We start from the raw sequence: 16,399 nt of genomic DNA on the forward strand, positions 1-16,399 counted from the left end.
CCTCCTCTCTCCCATGACCCAGACCTTCACGCGCAGCGCAGGCCGCGCTGCCAATCAATTGCGCCCGGTGCGCATCACCCGCAGCTTCACGGTGCATGCCGAGGGTTCGGTGCTGATCGAGTTCGGCGCGACGCGCGTGCTCTGTACGGCCTCCGTCGAGGAGCGCGTGCCACCGCACAAGCGCGGTTCGGGCGAGGGCTGGGTGACGGCCGAGTACGGCATGCTGCCGCGCGCCACGCACACCCGCAGCGACCGCGAGGCCGCCAAGGGCAAGCAGAGCGGTCGCACGCAGGAGATCCAGCGCCTCATCGGCCGCTCGCTGCGCGCCGTGTTCGATCTTTCGGCCCTTGGCGAGCGCACCATCACGCTGGACTGCGACGTGCTGCAGGCCGACGGCGGCACGCGCACGGCAGCCATCACCGGCGCCTTCGTCGCGGCGCAGGACGCCGTCAACACCTTGCTCGCCAGCGGCAAGCTGACGCGCTCGCCGATCAAGGATTCGGTGGCGGCCATCTCGGTCGGCATCGTCGACGGCGTGCCGCTGCTGGACCTCGAATACACCGAGGACTCGGCCTGCGACACCGACATGAATGTGGTCATGACGGGCAGCGGCGGCTTCGTCGAGCTGCAGGGCACGGCCGAGGGCGTCGTGTTCACGCGCGACGAGGTGAATGCGCTGCTGGACCTGGCCGACAAGGGCATCCGCGAGCTGATCGTCTTGCAGAAGGCTGCATGAAACTCGTCCTGGCTTCCAACAACGCCAAGAAGCTCGTCGAGCTGCAGGCCTTGTTCGCACCGCTCGGCATCGAGCTGGTGACGCAGGGCAGTCTGGGTATTCCGGAAGCGGAGGAGCCGTATCTGACCTTCGCCGAGAACGCACTGGCCAAGGCCCGCCATGCGGCGCAGCTGAGCGGTCTGCCAGCGCTGGCGGATGACTCGGGCCTGAGCGTGGACGCACTCGGTGGCGCACCTGGCGTGCGATCAGCGCGTTATGCGCTGGACGCGGGCGGCGAGAAGAGCGATGCGGCGAACAACGAGCGCCTGCTGCGCGAGATGGCCGGCTTTGAAGATCGTCGCGCCCGCTTCGTCTGCGCGCTGGTGGTCGTTCGCAGCGCCGACGACCCCGAGCCGCTGATCGCCATGGGGCGCTGGGCGGGCGAGATCCTGACTGCAGCGAGCGGCGAGGGCGGTTTTGGCTACGACCCGTTGATGCACGTTCCCGCCCTTGGTGGGTCGGTCGCCAGCCTGTCCGCCGAGGTCAAGAACCAGCACAGCCACCGAGCGCTTGCCGCCGTGCACCTGATCGAGCAGTTCCGCGAGGTGTGGCGGCTTGGCTGACGTCATCCAGCTGATGCGCCCGGGCACGCTGCAACTGCCCGCGCTGCCGCCGCTCGCCCTCTACGTGCACCTGCCTTGGTGCCTGCGCAAATGCCCGTACTGCGACTTCAACTCGCACGAGATGAAGTCCGGCCTCGCGCCCGACACCGCCGAGGCCTACCTCGCTGCGCTGCGTGCCGACCTCGAAGCCGCGTTGCCGTTGATCTGGGGTCGCCCCGTCGTCAGCATCTTCATCGGCGGCGGCACGCCCAGCCTGTTCAACCCCGAGCAGATCGCCCAGCTCATCAGCGACATCCGCGCCCGCCTGCCGTTGGAGCCCGGCTGCGAGATCACGCTGGAAGCCAACCCCGGCACCTTCGAACGCGAGCGCTTTGCGGGCTTTCGCCAGGCCGGCGTGACGCGCCTGTCGGTCGGCGTGCAGAGCTTTGACGACGCGCAACTCAAGGCGATTGGCCGCGTGCACAGCTCTACCCAGGCGCGCGAGGCGCTGGCCGAGGCGGCATCGGCCTTCGAGACCTTCAACCTCGACCTGATGTACGCGCTGCCCGGCCAGACGCTGGACGACCTGGCCCGCGAGATCGACACGGCGCTCAGTTTCAAGCCGCCGCACCTGTCCATCTACCACCTGACCATCGAGCCCAACACGGTGTTCGCGACGCGCACGCCCGAGCACCTGCCCGACGCCGACCTGGCCAGCGACATGCTGGACCTCATCACCGACAAGACCGGCGCCGCTGGTCTTGAGCGTTATGAGGTCTCGGCCTATGCGCGCGACGGCCATCGCTGCGCCCACAACCTGAACTACTGGCAGTTCGGCGACTACCTCGGCATCGGTGCCGGCGCGCACAGCAAGTTGAGCTTCCCGCACCGCGTGCTGCGCCAGGTGCGTTGGCGCGAGCCGGCCGCCTTCATGGCGCAGGCCAACAAGGTCAGCAACGAGCACGAGGTGGCGCGCAAGGAGCTGCCGTTCGAGTTCATGCTGAACGCGCTGCGGCTGAAGGAGGGCGTCACCGTCACGCAGTTCCTGGAGCGTACCGGCCTGCCACCGTCCAGCATCGCGAAGGCGCTGGAGACGGCGCGTGACCGCGGCCTGCTGATGCCCGACCCGGCGCGCATCCAGCCCACCGAACGGGGCTTCGACTTCCTCAGCGACCTGCAGCAGCTGTTTCTGTGAGGTCGCCGGGCCAGCGTTGAGCGCAAGCCGTCAGACCCGGTTCAGCGACATGCCCGACGTGGCCCGCAGCCGCTCGAGCACCTTGGTCGCGATCTGGTTCAGCGGCAGCACCTCGTCCGCAGCGCCATGCGCGATGGCCTCGCGCGGCATGCCGAAGACGACGCAGCTGGCCTCGTCCTGGCAGTAGTTGTAGGAGCCGGCGTCCTTCATGACCTTCATGGCCCGGGCGCCGTCCGCGCCCATGCCGGTCAGCATGATGCCGATAGCGTTCGGGCCGACGACCTTGGCCGCCGACAGGAACAGCGCCTCAACCGACGGCTTGTGGCGGTTGACAGGCTCGCCGTCCTGCACGCGGGCGATGTAGTTGGCGCCGCTGCGCTCCACCGTCAGGTGCAGCCCGCCCGGTGCGATGTAGCCGTGGCCGGGCAGGATGCGCTCGCCGTCCTGCGCTTCCTTGACGCGGATCTTGCACAAGCCGTCCAGCCGCGCCGCGTAGCTCTTCGTGAAGCCGGGCGGCATGTGCTGCGTGATGACCACCGCCGGGCTGTCGGCCGGAAGGTTGAGCAGCACGTCCTTGGTGGCCTCGGTGCCGCCGGTGGAGGCGCCGATGAAGATGATCTTCTCGGTCGAGGCGCGGCCCAGGCTGGCCATCGTGACGGCCTTGACCGGCGCGGCTGGCGCCGCCCCTGCGGCGGGCGGTGGCGGTGCGCGGCGGATGTGGGCCTTGGAGGCCACGCGGATCTTGTCGGTGATGTCCTGGGCCAGTAGCTTGATGCCGTCGGCCACGCCGATCTTGGGCTTGGCGACGAAGTCCACCGCGCCCAGCTCCAGCGCCTTCAGCGTGACCTCGGCACCGCGCTCGGTCAGCGTGGAGACCATGACGACGGGCATGGGCCGCAGCCGCATCAGGCGGGAGAGGAAGTCCAGCCCGTCCATGCGCGGCATCTCGACATCGAGCGTGATGACGTCCGGGTTCAGCGTGCGGATCATCTCGCGCGCAACCAGCGGGTCGGCCGCTGCGCCTATGCATTCCATGTCCGTCTGGCGGTTGATGATCTCGGTCAGGATCGAGCGCACCAGCGCCGAATCGTCCACCACCACGACCTTGGTTTTGGCCATCGTTGGCCTCCTCAGAACAAGTCGATGGAGCCGCCGCTGCTCGCGACGGGCTGCACTTTCTGGATCGCCGCCCGGTCTTGCTGGACCAGCGCGTCGGTATTCGTCGGCGCCAGGCGCTTGACCATGGCCTTGCCGCTCGCCGGCAGGAAACAAACCTTGCGCGGGTACACGTCCATCACGTCCTTGGACACGATGGGAATGCGTTCCAGCTTCAGAAAGTCGATGACGAAGTTGGTGTTGCGCTCGCCGACGTTGAGCGAGTTCATGCCCGAGATGACGGCGCCGCCGCCGAAGATCTTGGCCTCCATGCGCGACTTGCTGGCGCCACGCTTCATCATCTCGTTGATCAGCAACTCCATCGCATAGGAGCCGTAGCGGCCGGAGTCGCCATTGCCCTCGGGAAGCATGAAGTGGTTCATGCCGCCGACCTTGGCCACGCGGTCCCACAGGCAGGCGGCGATGCAGGAGCCCAGCGTCGTCATGACGAGCAAGTCCTCCGTGTCGACGAAGTACTCGCCCGGCAGGATCTTGACGGCCGCGTTCTTGAAGTGCGCGTCGTAGAAGAAGAAAGAGGCCTCGCCCTGCTTGCGCGGCTGGGCCTTGAGGTGGGCTACCTTGGCCACGGCGACGGGATTGCCGCCGAGGCCGGTGGCCGGGGGCGAAGCGAAAGGGGTACTCATGCTCAGACCCTTTCGTAGATCGTCTTGCCGCGCAGCTTGAACAGGTCGCGCGATTCGGTGAAGTTCTCGGAATGACCCACGAACAGCAGGCCGCCGGGGCGCATGACGCGGTGGATGCGCTCCAGCACCTTGCGCTGGGTGGGCGCGTCGAAATAGATCATCACGTTGCGGCAGAACACCATGTGGAAGGGGTCGCCCAGTTGCCACTGCGCGTCCATCAGGTTCAGCGAGCGGAACTCCACCCAGCGCTGCAGCTCGGGCTTGACGCGGATCTTTCCCGAGTTGGCGCCGGTGCCGCGCATGAAGAAGTTCTTCAGCCGTGTGGCATCCAGCCCACGTGAGTCGGCGTTGTAGACGCCGCGCTTGGCCGTCGCGAGCACATTGGTGTCGATGTCGCTAGCGACCAGCTGCACCGACGCGCCGGCCCCGAGGGCCTCGCTGCAAGTCATCAGGATGGAGTAGGGCTCTTCGCCAGTGGACGCCGCGCAGCACCAGATGCGGACCTGCTTTCCCACAAACGGCTTGAGGTCGTCCTTCAGTGCGTGGAAGTGATGTTCCTCGCGGAAGAAGGAGGTCAGGTTGGTCGTCAGGCAGTTGACGAACTCCTGCCACTCGGCGGCGCCGGACGGGCCGGTGGACGCCTCCAGCCATTGCAGGTAGCTGCCGAAGCTCTTGTGCCCCGTCTCGCGCAGTCGTCGCGACAGACGGCTGTAGACCATCGCATGCTTGCCGTCATGCAGGCTGATGCCGGCATGCTTGTAGATCAGCTCGCGCACGCGGTCGAAGTCGGCCTTGCTGAAGCTGAATTCGTGGTCTGCAGAATCGCCGCCGTGGGCGAGGTCGTGTGCGGGCATGTCTCGGGATCAGATTTGTTGGCGCTCGCAGCAGATGTGGCGTTGGCGCGCCGATTCTGCACCGCAGGGTCGGTTGTACGCCCTGCCTGCGGGGCAGGATAGTGCAAACAGGCTTCAGGAACGTGCCTGTTTCACGACCTGCGTGCACGGGGGGCGCTGCTAGACTGCCCCGAAACCACAATCGGTTACCCGCACGCTGCTGCTCTGACTTTGGAACACCGTTTGCCCGCCCCCGCATTGATCGATGCTGCCACGCTCGATCTGGAACAGGCCCTGCAACTGCTGCAGCAGGCCGGGGCGCTGCTTCCAGACGAGCGGCCGTTCAGCGCCGCCTGGCTGCAGGCCGTGCTGGACGCGCTGTGCGACCTGTCCAGCAAGGACGCGCTGACCGGCCTGGTCAACCGGCGCAGCTTCGAGATGTGCCTGGCCCGCGAGGTCGACCGCGTCGCCCGCAGCGGCGAAGCGGCGCTGCTGCTGATGCTGGACATTGATCATTTCAAGGCCGTGAACGACACCTATGGCCATGGCGCAGGCGACCAGGTCATCCGCGCCGTGGCCGGCGCCGTCGCGCTGACCGTGCGGCCGATGGACATCGTGGCCCGCGTGGGCGGTGAGGAGTTCGCCATCATCCTGCCCAACTGCGCCTCGCATGTGGGCCTGGCCGTTGCCGAGCGCGTGCGCGAGCGGGTCTCCGAACTCAGCATCGAGATCGGTCCCGGCCAAATGCTGAATGTGAGCATCAGCCTGGGCGGCGCGTTCGCCCCGCAGTGGGTGCGCTCGTCGCCGCTGCTGTGGACCGAGCGCGCCGACCGCCAGCTCTACCGCGCCAAGGCCGAAGGGCGCAACCGCGCCTGCCTCGAACCCCAGATCGACTCCCTGGTCAGCGCCGAAGAAAAGGGCATGTTGTACGCCTCCCTGAACCTCGACACGCAACAGGACCTGCCATGAGCATGACCCCCGATCCTGCTGCAACGCGCCCCGCGCGAGCCGGTGCGCGCACGCTTGCCGTCACCAGCGGCAAGGGTGGCGTCGGCAAGACCTTCGTCACCGCCAACCTCGCAGCGGCGCTGGCCGCGCGCGGCGAGAAGGTGCTGGTGCTGGACGCCGACCTGGGCCTGGCCAACCTCGACGTGGTGCTGAACCTGCACCCCAAGCTGACGCTGCACGACGTCTTCACCGAGAAGGCGACGCTGGAGCAGGCCATCCTGCCGGCGCCCGGCGGCTTCAGCGTGCTGCTGGCCGGTTCGGGCATGGTCGAGTATTCGCGGCTGACGCCCGAGGTGCGCGACAAGCTGCTGCACATCATCGACCTCGTCAAGCCGCGCTTCGACTGGGTGCTGCTGGACACCGGCGCCGGCATCTCAGATGTCGTGCTGTTCGCGGTCTCGCTGGCCACCGACGTGCTGGTCGTCGCGACGCCCGAGCCCACGTCGCTGACCGATGCCTACGCGACGATCAAGGTGCTGGCCACGCAGCAGGATCGCCGCCACGTGGGCCTGGTCGTCAATCAGGCCAATCGCACCGGCGAGGGCAAGCTGATCTGCGGCCAGTTGCAGCAGGTCTTGCAGCGCTTCGTCGGCCCGACGCCAGGCGCGCCTTTCCGGCTCGAACTCTTTGGCGAGATCAAGTCCGACCAGGCCGTGCGCCAGGCCGTGCTGAAGCGTCAACTGATGCTGGAGCACTATCCCGGCTGCGTCGCGGCGCAGTCCATCAAGGCGCTCGCCTCCAAGCTCCTTGGCTGACGCTCCCGACACAGCGTTCGAGTGGATGGGCGGCGAGGCGCGCGTGCGCGAACTCGTCGACCGCTTCTACGACTTGATGGATCTGGAGCCGGCCTACGCGCGACTGCGCGCGGCGCACGGCGACACGCTCGAATCGGCGCGCGACAAACTGTTCTGGTTCCTGTGCGGCTGGCTGGGCGGGCCCGACCACTACATCAGCCGCTTCGGGCACCCGCGTTTGCGGGCGCGGCACATGCCGTTTCGCATCGGCATCGCCGAGCGGGACGAATGGCTGGCCTGCATGGGCCAGGCCATGCAGGAGACCGGGGTGGACCCGGCCCTGCAGGCCCGGCTGGCCGAGTCCTTCGCGGGCACGGCCGACTGGATGCGCAACGTTTAGTCGAGCCTGAACGCGAAGTCCTGCTGGAACATCGCGTCGCCCTGGCACTGGTAGCCGGCCAGCGCCGACTCCACGGAGCGCTGCAGCGAGCGCCGGGTCTTGCCGTCCAGCGCGCCTTGGGTCACGCGGAACTCACTGCCGACGACGCGGCCGCCGCGCACGGTGGCCATCACCTGCAGCACGGCCTCGCCGCTCCAGTTCAGCGCCGGCAGTTCGGGCTTGGGCATCACGGAGCAGACGGCGCCCGCCGTGTGCACGACCGGCTGGGCGTCAACCTGTGGCTGCGTCGAGACCGGCGTGTTGGGGCCGGTTGCCGCGCTTCGGTTGATCGCAGGCATTGCATCTGACATGGGCTCTGCGGTGATCGTCGGTGCTTCCTGCCAGCTGGGAGGCACGGGCACGTCGGGCACCTGCACGGGGCCGAACACCGGCTTGTCCGGATTGAAGACCGGTTCGCGAAGGATCTCGGGCTCGCGCGGCTCCGGGATCGGCGGCAGCAAGACGGTGGGTTCCTTGACTCTGGTGGGCGCCTGGATCAACCCTGCGCTCAATGCATAGATGCCGGCCAGGTGCAGCGCGACCACCAGGCCGATGCCCACATAGCTCCTGGGCTTGGGCGCACGATCGGAATAGGCGTGTGACAGGTTCATGGAAGCTCCTCTCTGCAGCGGTTGGGAAACCGGGTGCCACGCTTGCGGCGGCTCGACCCCAGGCTACTGCGGCCAGGTGAGGGCGGTCAATGCTGGCTTTGCCCGCCGCTGTGGCGCCGTGTGCGACAGAGTGCACACCGGTCAGTGCCGTGTCAGGTCGAGCCGCTCAGCAACACGATGAGGGCGCCCGCGCCGCCGTCGCTGCCGCGCGCCTGCACGAAGGCCAGCACCTCGCTCTTCTGCACCAGCCAGCGGCGAACGCGGCCCTTCAGCACCGGCTCGCGGCCCGGCGAGCCATGGCCCTTGCCGTGCACCACGCGCACGCAACGCAGGCCGCGCCGGTTGCTGTCGTGGACGAAGTGGCTGAGCGACTCGCGGGCGGCGTCGCGGCGCAGGCCGTGCAGGTCGAGCTGGCCCTGCAGCGCCCAATGGCCGCGGCGCAGCTTGCGCACGACCTCGACGGAGATGCCTTCGCGGCGGAAGCTCAAGCTCTCGTCGGTGTCGAGCAGCGTGTCGACGTCGATGTCATCGGACAGCGCCTGCAGCAGCACGGCGCGCTCGTCGGCCTCGCGCTGGCGCGGCTCGGGGGCGGGCGGCTCCAGGTCGTGCAGCACGCGCTCGACATGGCGCAGCGGGGTGACCGGGCCGATGCTCAGCTCGAAGACGCGCCGCTCCTGCTCGGCCAGCCGCAATGCAGCCGCCAGCCGTTCGCGCTCCATTTCGGCCGCCAGGCGCGCCGCCGCCAGCTCGCGGGCGAGCGGCTTCAGGTCTGCCAGGCTGCGCACGACGGTCTTGGTCACAACAACCCTCGCTCGGCAAACGAGACGACCTCGCCTGCACCCACGATGAAATGGTCCACCACGCGCACCTCCACCAGCGCCAGCGCCTGGCTGAGGTGCTTGGTCAGCAGCTCGTCGGCACGCGAAGGTTCGGCCACCCCGCTGGGGTGGTTGTGTGCCAGGATGGCTGCGCCGGCACCCAGCGCCAGCGCGCGCTTGACGACCTCGCGCGGATGCACGGTCGTGTGGCTCAGCGAGCCCTGGAACAGCGTCTCCATCGCGATCAGCTTCAGCTGCGCGTCCAGGAAGAGCACCGCAAACACCTCGTGGCCCAGCGAGCCCAGGTGCAGCCGCAGGAAGGTCTTGACCGACTCCACATCGTTCATCGCCGGCTTCTCGGCGAGCCGCTGGTTCAGCGACCGCCGCGCGATCTCCAGCACGGCGGCGATCTCCGCGCGCTTGGCCGGGCCCAGGCCCTTGACCGTGCCCAGGTCCTGCACGCTGGCCGCCAGCAGCCCGGCCCAGCCGCCGAAGCGGTCCAGCATCTGCTGCGCCAGCTGCAGCACGCCGGTGCCCGCGATGCCGGTGCGCAGCAGCAGCGCCAGCAGCTCTGCGTCCGCCAACGCCTGCGGGCCGCGGGCGAGCAGCTTCTCGCGCGGGCGGGCGTCGGGGGGCAGGTGGGTCAGCGGCATAAAATCGGCAGTCTAGCCAAGCGCTCTCTGACCCCTCACGAATGAACCCCATCCAGGCCGGCTCCTTCCTCACGCTGCATTACCGGCTCTCGGGCCCGGACGGCGCCGACATCGTCAACACCTTCGACGACAAGCCCGCCACGCTGTCCATCGGCGCCGGCCAGCTGTCGCCGGCCATCGAGGCGCGGCTCATCGGCCTGCCAGAAGGCGCGCACGAGCGCTTCACGCTGGCGCCCGGCGAGGCCTTTGGTGACCGCAACCCCGAGCTGCTGCAGCGCGTGAAGCTGACGCTGCTGCGCCAGCTGGGCGACCCGGACGAGACCTACCACGTCGGCGACGTCGTGCAGTTCCCCGGCCCGGACGGGCAGGGCGGCTATGCCGGCGTCGTGCGCGAGCTGGGTGACGAGGCGCTGTTGTTCGACTTCAACCATCCCCTCGCTGGCCAGCCGGTCAGCTTTGAGGTGCAAGTGATCGGGGTGCTGTGATGAATGCTGCCGTGCATCCCCAGGAAGTGCTGCTGGCCGAGCCGCGTGGCTTCTGCGCCGGCGTTGACCGCGCCATCGAGATCGTCGAGCGCGCCCTCGTCAAGTTCGGCGCGCCGATCTACGTGCGCCACGAGATCGTCCATAACACCTACGTCGTCAACGACCTGAAGTCGCGCGGCGCCATCTTCATCGAGGACCTGGCCGACGTGCCGGCCGGCGCCACGCTGGTGTTCAGTGCCCACGGCGTCAGCCAGGAAGTGCGCCGCGAGGCCGCCGCGCGTGGCTTCAATGTCTTCGACGCGACCTGCCCGCTGGTCACCAAGGTCCACGTCGAGGTGGCCAAGCTGCACCGCGAGGGCTTCGAGTTCATCATGATCGGCCACAAGGGCCACCCCGAGGTCGAAGGCACGATGGGCCAGCTGTCCGAGGGCATCTACCTCGTCGAGGACGTCGAGGACGTGGCCAAGGTGCAGGTGCGCAACCAGAGCAAGCTGGCCGTCGTCACGCAGACGACGCTCAGCGTGGACGACGCGGCCGAGATCCTGGCCGAGGTGAAGCGCGTCTTCCCGCAGGTGCGCGAGCCTAAGAAGCAGGACATCTGCTACGCCACGCAGAACCGTCAGGACGCGGTCAAGGTGCTGGCGCCGCAGGTCGACGTGGTGATCGTCGTCGGCAGCCCTACCAGTTCGAATAGCAACCGCCTGCGCGAGCTGGCCGAGCGCCTGGGCACGCCCGGCTACATGGTCGATGCCGCCGAGGACTTGCAGGCCGAGTGGCTGGAAGGCCGTGCCCGCGTGGGCCTGACCGCCGGTGCGTCGGCGCCCGACGTGCTGGTGCAAGCCGTCATCGACCGCCTGCGCGCGCTGGGTGCCACCACCGTGCGCAGCCTGCCTGGCGTGGAAGAGCATGTGCGCTTCCCGCTGCCGATGGGGCTGGGCGACAAGTCCATGGCCGAGGTGAGCGCGTCTCGATCTTGAAGCCGGTGCCTCATGCATCCGGCGGCGCTGATATCGGCGCCGTTTTCACATTCGATTTCTAAAGGTTTTCTCACATGCTCGACATCACCCAGCTGCGCAAGGACCTCGATGCCGTCATCGAGCGCCTGAATGCGCGCAAGAATCCGCAGCCTTACCTTGACGTGGAGCGCTTCAAGGCGTTCGAAGGCGAACGCAAGGGCGTGCAGATGCGCACCGAAGAACTGCAGGCCCGCCGCAACGCGCTGTCCAAGCAGATCGGCATGGCCAAGAGCAAGGGCGAAGACGCCTCGGCGCTGATGGCCGAGGTTGGCAGCATTGCCGACGAGCTGAAGGCCGGCGCGGAGCGGCTGGATGCCATCCAGGTCGAGCTCAACCAGATGCTGATGGGCGTGCCGAACCTGCCGGATGCGACTGTGCCTGCAGGCGCGGACGAGCACGGCAACGTCGAAGTGCGCCGCTGGGGCACGCCGCGGACGTTCGACTTCGAGGTCAAGGACCATGTCGATCTGGGCGCCCCGCTGGGCCTGGACTTCGAGATGGGCGTCAAGCTCTCGGGCTCGCGCTTCGCCTTCATGAAAGGCCCGGCCGCGCGCCTGCACCGCGCGCTCGCACAGTTCATGCTCGACGTGCAGACGACCGAGCACGGCTACACCGAGTGCTACACGCCCTACATTGTCAACCGCGAGATCCTGGAGGGCACCGGCCAACTGCCCAAGTTCAAGGAAGACATGTTCTGGGTGCTGCGCGGCGGCGACGAGGAGCAGGTCGAGCAGTACCTGATCTCCACGTCGGAAATCTCGCTGACCAACACCGTGCGCGAGAGCGTGCTGAAGCCCGAGGACCTGCCCGTCAAGCTGACGGCCCACAGCCCCTGCTTCCGATCGGAGGCGGGCTCTGCCGGTCGCGACACGCGCGGCCTGATCCGCCAGCACCAGTTCGACAAGGTCGAGATGGTCCGCATCGAGCATCCCGACAACAGCATGGCCGCGCTGGAAGAGATGACCGGCCACGCCGAGGCCGTGCTGCAAAAGCTCGGCTTGCCTTACCGCACCGTGCTGCTGTGCAGCGGCGACATGGGTTTCGGCTCGACCAAGACCTACGACCTGGAGGTGTGGCTGCCGGCGCAGAACACCTTCCGCGAGATCAGCTCCTGCTCGAACATGGGCGCCTTCCAGGCCCGCCGCATGCAGGCGCGCTTCAAGAACGCGCAGGGCAAGAACGAGTTCGTGCACACGCTGAACGGGTCAGGTCTTGCCGTGGGGCGCACGCTGGTCGCGGTTCTCGAAAATTATCAGAACGCAGACGGCAGCATCACGGTGCCGGAAGCGCTGCGACCTTATCTGGGCGGCGTTGACATGCTGCGCGGTTGAGAGCTGAAAAAGCCTGGCTATAATGCTGGGCTCAGCTCGCACCAGATTCGGAGAGGTGGCAGAGTGGTTGAATGTACCTGACTCGAAATCAGGCGGACGGTAACGTCTCGGGGGTTCGAATCCCCCCCTCTCCTCCAAGACCAAGCCCGCCGGCAACCCCGGCGGGCTTTTTCTTGGGCGCTTGGCGCGGAAATGGTCCGTGCCCTTCGGCTGCCAGCGGGCGGAGCCAGGAGAATCGCGGCCTTCCCACAAGGAGAGGCTATGAAACCCGCCCTGATCACCCTGGCCGTGCTGCTGCTGACCGCAGCCGCCGCCCAGGCACAACCCAAGCTGCCCGCGCCCAACTTTCCCCACTACGCGTCCATCGCCGATGTGCAGACCCGCTGCGATGCCGGCCTCAAGGGCGCCACGCAGCGCGTCAAGGCGCTGGAGAAGCGCAAAGTCGACGCCGGCTGGCTGGCCGCGCTGGACGACCTGACCGTCCACCTCGAGGACCATCAGGGCCCCAACGACTTCATCCTCAACATCCACCCGGACAAGGCCATCCGCGACGCCGCCCAGGCCTGCTCGCTGCGCTGGGCCGACTTCGCCTCCAGCCTGGGCCAGAACGAGAAGGTCTACCGCGCGCTGCAGAAGGCGCCGAAGGCGGACGGCATCGACGCCGAGTTCGTGCGCCTGGCCTCGGGCCAGTTCGAGGACAGCGGCGTGGCGCTGCCTGCGACCAAGCGTGCTCGCGCCAAGCAGATCCTGGACAAGCTGACCGAGCTGGACCAGCAGTTCAACAAGACCATCCGCGACGCCGGCACGCGCGTCGCCTTCACCGAGGCCGAGCTGAAGGGCGTGCCGGTCAGCGTGTGGGAGAAGGCCAAACGCGACGCCCAGGGCCGCGTGCTGCTGGGCGTGGACTACCCGAGCTATGTGCCCGTCATGCGCAGCGCGGAAAGCAGCGAGACGCGCCAGCGCATGTGGCTGGCCAAGACCAACGAGGGCGGCCAGCCCAACCTCGACGTGCTGGCCCAGATCGTCACGCTGCGTGGCGAGTACGCCGGCCTGTTCGGCTTCGGCAACTACGTCGACTTCAACCTGCGCCGCCGCATGGCCAAGGACGGCGCGACGGCCGCGCGCTTCCTCGACTCCGTGACTGGCGCCGTCAATGCGCGCGAGAAAGCCGAGCTGCAGGAGCTGCGCGCTGCCAAGGCCCAGCACCTGGGATCACCGCTTGACCAAACCAAGGTCGAGCGCTGGGACGCCACCTTCTACAGCGAGCGCGTCAAGCGCGAGAAGTTCAGCGTCGACCAGAACGCCTTCCGTCCCTACTTCCCGCCCCAGGCCAGCCTGGAGTTCTCGATGCGCATCGTCGAGAAGCTGATGGGTGTGAAGTACCAGCGCGTCACCAACAAGCTCTGGTATGAGGAGGCGCAGACCTATGTCGTCAGTGACGCGGCCTCGGGCCAGCCCATCGCCCAGATGTATGTGGACCTCTACCCGCGCGATGGCAAGTACAACCATGCCGCCGTCTGGCCGCTGCGCGGCAGCGCCACGCGCATTGGCCGCACACCGGCGGCGGCGCTGGTCGTCAACTTCGACCGCAACGGCCTGACGCTGGACGAGGTGGAGACGCTGCTGCACGAGCTGGGCCATGCGGTGCATGTGAACCTGTCGACGACGCGCTATGCAGCCACGGCCGGTACGACGGTCATGCACGACTTCGTCGAGGCGCCGTCGCAGATGTTGGAGGACTGGATCTACGACAAGCAGGTGCTCAAGCTGATGCAAGAGGTCTGCGCGACCTGCAAGCCGGTGCCGGACACGATGGTCGACCAGGCCCTGGCCGCCAAGCACTACGGCAAGGGCGGCCAGTTCGGCCGCCAGCACCTGTACGCCAGCTACGACCTCGCGCTGCACCAGCAGGCCAAGCCTGAACCGCTGCCGTTGTGGGCGCGCATGGAAGGCGCCACGCCGCTGGGTTACGTGCCGGGCACGATGTTCCCGGCCGGCTTTGCGCACATCGCGGGTGGCTACGGCTCGGGCTATTACGGCTATCTGTGGAGCCTGGTCGTCGCGATGGATCTGCGCACGGCTTTCGCTGCAGACAAGTTGAACGCCGATGTCGGCAAGCGCTACCGCGACCTCGTGCTGGGCCAGGGCGCGCAGAAGCCGGCACCGGAGCTGGTCAAGGCCTTCCTGGGTCGCGAGTCGAACTCGCAGGCGTTCTTCGAGTACCTGAAGAAGTAGTCAGGCGCAGCCGCCCGAGCCGCAGCTGTGGCTCTCGGCGGCTTCAGCCACCGTCTCGCGGCACTCGCCCGTCACCGGGTCAAAGCCGCGCTGCTCCATCGTGAACACCAGCGCCGCGTCCATCATCTCGGCATGCTGCGGGAACCAGCCCGCCAGCTCCGTGCGCAGGATGTTCAGCGGCTCGCGGTCGTTCAACTCGGTGGCGTAGCGCAGCGCCTCGCGCATCACGTTGAGCACCATGGCGTGCTGGCTGGAATGGCAGTTCTGCGCCTCGAAGCCGCAGCGCGCCATCCAGTCCTCCTCCATCGCGAAATGGGCCTCGGTGTGGGCCAGCAGCGCGTGGTAGGCGGGCAGGGCGTCGGCGCCGTCGTCCAGCGCGTGGCCGAAGGCGTTCAGCAGGCCCACGAACTCTTCGTGCGTGGTGTCCAGCGTGGGCTGGTTCAGCACCAGCTTGTCGGTCCAGGCCAGCGTGGTCATGCCAGACGCGCCTGATGCCGCGCGACCTGAGCGCGAACTTGGGCCGGCGCCGTGCCGCCCAGCACGTTGCGCGCATTCAGCGAGCCTTCCAGCGACAGCACGTCGAACACGTCCGCCTCGATGCTGGCATCGAAGGCCTTCAACTCGTCCAGCGACAGCGCGGCCAGGTCCACGCCCTTGGCCGTGGCCGTCTTCACGGCATGCGCCACCACCTCGTGCGCATCGCGGAAGGCCACGCCCTTCTTGACCAGGTAGTCCGCCAGGTCGGTCGCCGTCGCGTGGCCCTTCAGCGCGGCCGCGCGCATGGCCTCGGGCTTGACGGTCAGGCCGGCCAGCATGTCGGCAAAGATGCGCAGCGTGTCCTTCAAGGTGTCGACCGTGTCGAACAAGGGTTCCTTGTCCTCCTGGTTGTCCTTGTTGTAGGCCAGCGGCTGGCCCTTCATCAGCGTGACGAGGCCGACGAGGTGCCCCACCACGCGGCCGGTCTTGCCGCGCGCCAGCTCGGGCACGTCGGGGTTCTTCTTCTGCGGCATGATCGACGAGCCGGTGCAGAAGGCATCCGGCAGCGCGATGAAGCCGAAGTTCTGGCTCATCCACAGGATCAACTCCTCGGACAGCCGCGAGATGTGCAGCATCACCAGCGTGGCGGCCGACGTGAACTCGATGGCGAAGTCGCGGTCGCTGACCGCGTCCAGGCTGTTCTGGCACACGCCCTCCATGCCCAGCGTGGCGGCCACGCGCTCGCGGTCCAGCGGGTAGCTGGTGCCGGCGAGGGCTGCGGCGCCCAGAGGCAGGCGGTTGACGCGCTTGCGGGTGTCCAGCATGCGCTCGGCGTCACGCGCAAACATCTCCACGTAGGCCAGCAGGTGGTGGCCGAAGCTGACCGGCTGGGCCACCTGCAGGTGGGTGAAGCCGGGCAGGATGACGTCGGCATGCTTGGCGGCCTGCTCGACCATCACGCGCTGCAGGCTGTTCAGCAGGCCACCGATCTCGTCGATCTCGCCGCGCAGCCACAGGCGCACGTCGGTGGCGACCTGGTCGTTGCGGCTGCGGCCCGTGTGCAGGCGCTTGCCGGCGATGCCGACGCGCTCGGTCAGCCGCGCCTCGATGTTGAGGTGCACATCCTCCAGGTCCAGCTTCCACTCGAACTGGCCGGCCTCGATCTCGCCAGCGATCTCGTTCAGGCCGCGCTGGATGGCGGCATGGTCATCGGCGCTCAGGATGCCCTGGCTGTGCAGCATCTCCGCATGGGCCAGGCTGCCGGCAATGTCGGCGCGCCACAGGCGCTGGTCGAAACCGACGCTGGCCGTATAGCGCTTGACCAAGTCACTCATGGGCTCGGAGAACAGGGCGGACCAGGCTTGGGACTTGTTGGCGAGTTGGTTGTCTGACATGGAGCGAACGACGTTTTGGCGCGCGCACAATCGCGCGCAGCCCGGCATTATCGA

General features: G+C 67.8%; 18 protein-coding genes and 1 tRNA gene. 11 read left to right on the top strand and 8 right to left on the bottom strand.

From position 1 onward, the window contains the following. Positions 1–13: 13 nt before the first annotated feature. From rph to hemW, 3 genes are read left to right on the top strand one after another with little or no spacing between them, the layout of a single operon-like run. The gene (gene rph / locus ACG00Y_RS27160) at positions 14–736 is read left to right on the top strand and encodes a ribonuclease PH (protein WP_394484492.1); all 723 of its coding nucleotides are present in this window, start codon (positions 14–16) and stop codon (positions 734–736) included. Then, positions 733–1,338, top strand: a complete 606-nt coding sequence (gene rdgB, locus ACG00Y_RS27165) for an RdgB/HAM1 family non-canonical purine NTP pyrophosphatase (protein WP_394484494.1) — start codon at positions 733–735, stop codon at positions 1,336–1,338. The genes rph and rdgB overlap by 4 nt, the downstream gene beginning before the upstream one ends. Positions 1,339–1,351: 13 nt before the next feature. After that, positions 1,352–2,512 (top strand): radical SAM family heme chaperone HemW, encoded by a 1,161-nt coding sequence (gene hemW / locus ACG00Y_RS27170; protein WP_394484669.1) that lies wholly within the window; start codon positions 1,352–1,354, stop codon positions 2,510–2,512. Positions 2,513–2,542: 30 nt separating this feature from the next. On the opposite strand, the gene ACG00Y_RS27175 is transcribed toward hemW, so the two are convergent. Genes ACG00Y_RS27175 through ACG00Y_RS27185 form a run of 3 tightly spaced genes read right to left on the bottom strand, consistent with a single transcriptional unit; the run spans position 2,543 to position 5,165 of the window. After that, positions 2,543–3,631 (bottom strand): protein-glutamate methylesterase/protein-glutamine glutaminase, encoded by a 1,089-nt coding sequence (locus tag ACG00Y_RS27175; RefSeq protein ID WP_394484496.1) that lies wholly within the window; start codon positions 3,629–3,631, stop codon positions 2,543–2,545. Positions 3,632–3,642: 11 nt separating this feature from the next. Then, a complete protein-coding gene (gene cheD, locus ACG00Y_RS27180) occupies positions 3,643–4,311 on the bottom strand; it encodes a chemoreceptor glutamine deamidase CheD (protein ID WP_394484498.1) in 669 nt (222 codons plus the stop codon). 2 nt (positions 4,312–4,313) lie between these two features. Continuing rightward, positions 4,314–5,165 carry a CheR family methyltransferase gene (locus ACG00Y_RS27185; RefSeq protein WP_394484500.1) on the bottom strand — a complete coding sequence of 284 codons (852 nt, stop codon included), beginning with the start codon at positions 5,163–5,165 and terminating at the stop codon, positions 4,314–4,316. A 222-nt stretch (positions 5,166–5,387) separates the two neighbouring features. On the opposite strand from ACG00Y_RS27185, the gene ACG00Y_RS27190 reads away from it, so the two are divergent. From ACG00Y_RS27190 to ACG00Y_RS27200, 3 genes are read left to right on the top strand one after another with little or no spacing between them, the layout of a single operon-like run. After that, the gene (locus tag ACG00Y_RS27190) at positions 5,388–6,113 is read left to right on the top strand and encodes a GGDEF domain-containing protein (protein ID WP_394484502.1); all 726 of its coding nucleotides are present in this window, start codon (positions 5,388–5,390) and stop codon (positions 6,111–6,113) included. Beyond that, the gene (locus ACG00Y_RS27195) at positions 6,110–6,907 is read left to right on the top strand and encodes a MinD/ParA family protein (protein ID WP_394484504.1); all 798 of its coding nucleotides are present in this window, start codon (positions 6,110–6,112) and stop codon (positions 6,905–6,907) included. The genes ACG00Y_RS27190 and ACG00Y_RS27195 overlap by 4 nt, the downstream gene beginning before the upstream one ends. After that, positions 6,900–7,286: a group II truncated hemoglobin gene (locus tag ACG00Y_RS27200; RefSeq protein WP_394484506.1), complete on the top strand. Its 387-nt coding sequence runs from the start codon at positions 6,900–6,902 to the stop codon at positions 7,284–7,286. The genes ACG00Y_RS27195 and ACG00Y_RS27200 overlap by 8 nt, the downstream gene beginning before the upstream one ends. Here ACG00Y_RS27200 and ACG00Y_RS27205 read toward each other — a convergent pair. From ACG00Y_RS27205 to radC, 3 genes are all read right to left on the bottom strand, one after another. After that, positions 7,283–7,936 (bottom strand): hypothetical protein, encoded by a 654-nt coding sequence (locus ACG00Y_RS27205; protein WP_394484507.1) that lies wholly within the window; start codon positions 7,934–7,936, stop codon positions 7,283–7,285. The genes ACG00Y_RS27200 and ACG00Y_RS27205 overlap by 4 nt on opposite strands. A gap of 152 nt (positions 7,937–8,088) precedes the next feature. Then, on the bottom strand, positions 8,089–8,736 hold the full coding sequence (locus ACG00Y_RS27210; RefSeq protein ID WP_394484509.1) for a Smr/MutS family protein: 648 nt from the start codon (positions 8,734–8,736) through the stop codon (positions 8,089–8,091). Further along, positions 8,733–9,407 (bottom strand): RadC family protein, encoded by a 675-nt coding sequence (radC, locus tag ACG00Y_RS27215; RefSeq protein WP_394484511.1) that lies wholly within the window; start codon positions 9,405–9,407, stop codon positions 8,733–8,735. The genes ACG00Y_RS27210 and radC overlap by 4 nt, the downstream gene beginning before the upstream one ends. Positions 9,408–9,448: 41 nt before the next feature. Between radC and ACG00Y_RS27220 the strand changes: the two genes are divergently transcribed. The 5 genes from ACG00Y_RS27220 (at position 9,449) to ACG00Y_RS27240 (ending at position 14,474) form a co-directional block, all read left to right on the top strand. Further along, positions 9,449–9,892, top strand: coding sequence for an FKBP-type peptidyl-prolyl cis-trans isomerase (locus ACG00Y_RS27220; protein WP_394484513.1), 444 nt, complete (start codon positions 9,449–9,451; stop codon positions 9,890–9,892). Next, positions 9,892–10,869: a 4-hydroxy-3-methylbut-2-enyl diphosphate reductase gene (gene ispH, locus ACG00Y_RS27225; RefSeq protein WP_394484515.1), complete on the top strand. Its 978-nt coding sequence runs from the start codon at positions 9,892–9,894 to the stop codon at positions 10,867–10,869. Before ACG00Y_RS27220 ends, ispH begins: the two co-directional genes overlap by 1 nt. Positions 10,870–10,943: 74 nt before the next feature. Then, positions 10,944–12,239, top strand: a complete 1,296-nt coding sequence (gene serS, locus ACG00Y_RS27230; RefSeq protein WP_394484517.1) for a serine--tRNA ligase — start codon at positions 10,944–10,946, stop codon at positions 12,237–12,239. A 49-nt stretch (positions 12,240–12,288) separates the two neighbouring features. Continuing rightward, positions 12,289–12,376 (top strand) — tRNA-Ser (locus tag ACG00Y_RS27235). 124 nt (positions 12,377–12,500) lie between these two features. Beyond that, a complete protein-coding gene (locus ACG00Y_RS27240; protein ID WP_394484519.1) occupies positions 12,501–14,474 on the top strand; it encodes a M3 family metallopeptidase in 1,974 nt (657 codons plus the stop codon). Here the strand turns inward: ACG00Y_RS27240 and ACG00Y_RS27245 are convergent, their stop codons facing one another. Both ACG00Y_RS27245 and argH read right to left on the bottom strand, forming a co-directional pair. Beyond that, complete coding sequence (locus ACG00Y_RS27245; protein ID WP_394484521.1) at positions 14,475–14,951, bottom strand: hemerythrin domain-containing protein; 477 nt, start codon at positions 14,949–14,951, stop codon at positions 14,475–14,477. Next, complete coding sequence (gene argH / locus ACG00Y_RS27250; protein ID WP_394484523.1) at positions 14,948–16,345, bottom strand: argininosuccinate lyase; 1,398 nt, start codon at positions 16,343–16,345, stop codon at positions 14,948–14,950. Before argH ends, ACG00Y_RS27245 begins: the two co-directional genes overlap by 4 nt. Positions 16,346–16,399 lie beyond the last annotated feature (54 nt).

Origin of the sequence: Pelomonas parva (assembly GCF_043555835.1) — a bacterium.
Lineage (GTDB): Bacteria > Pseudomonadota > Gammaproteobacteria > Burkholderiales > Burkholderiaceae_C > Pelomonas > Pelomonas parva.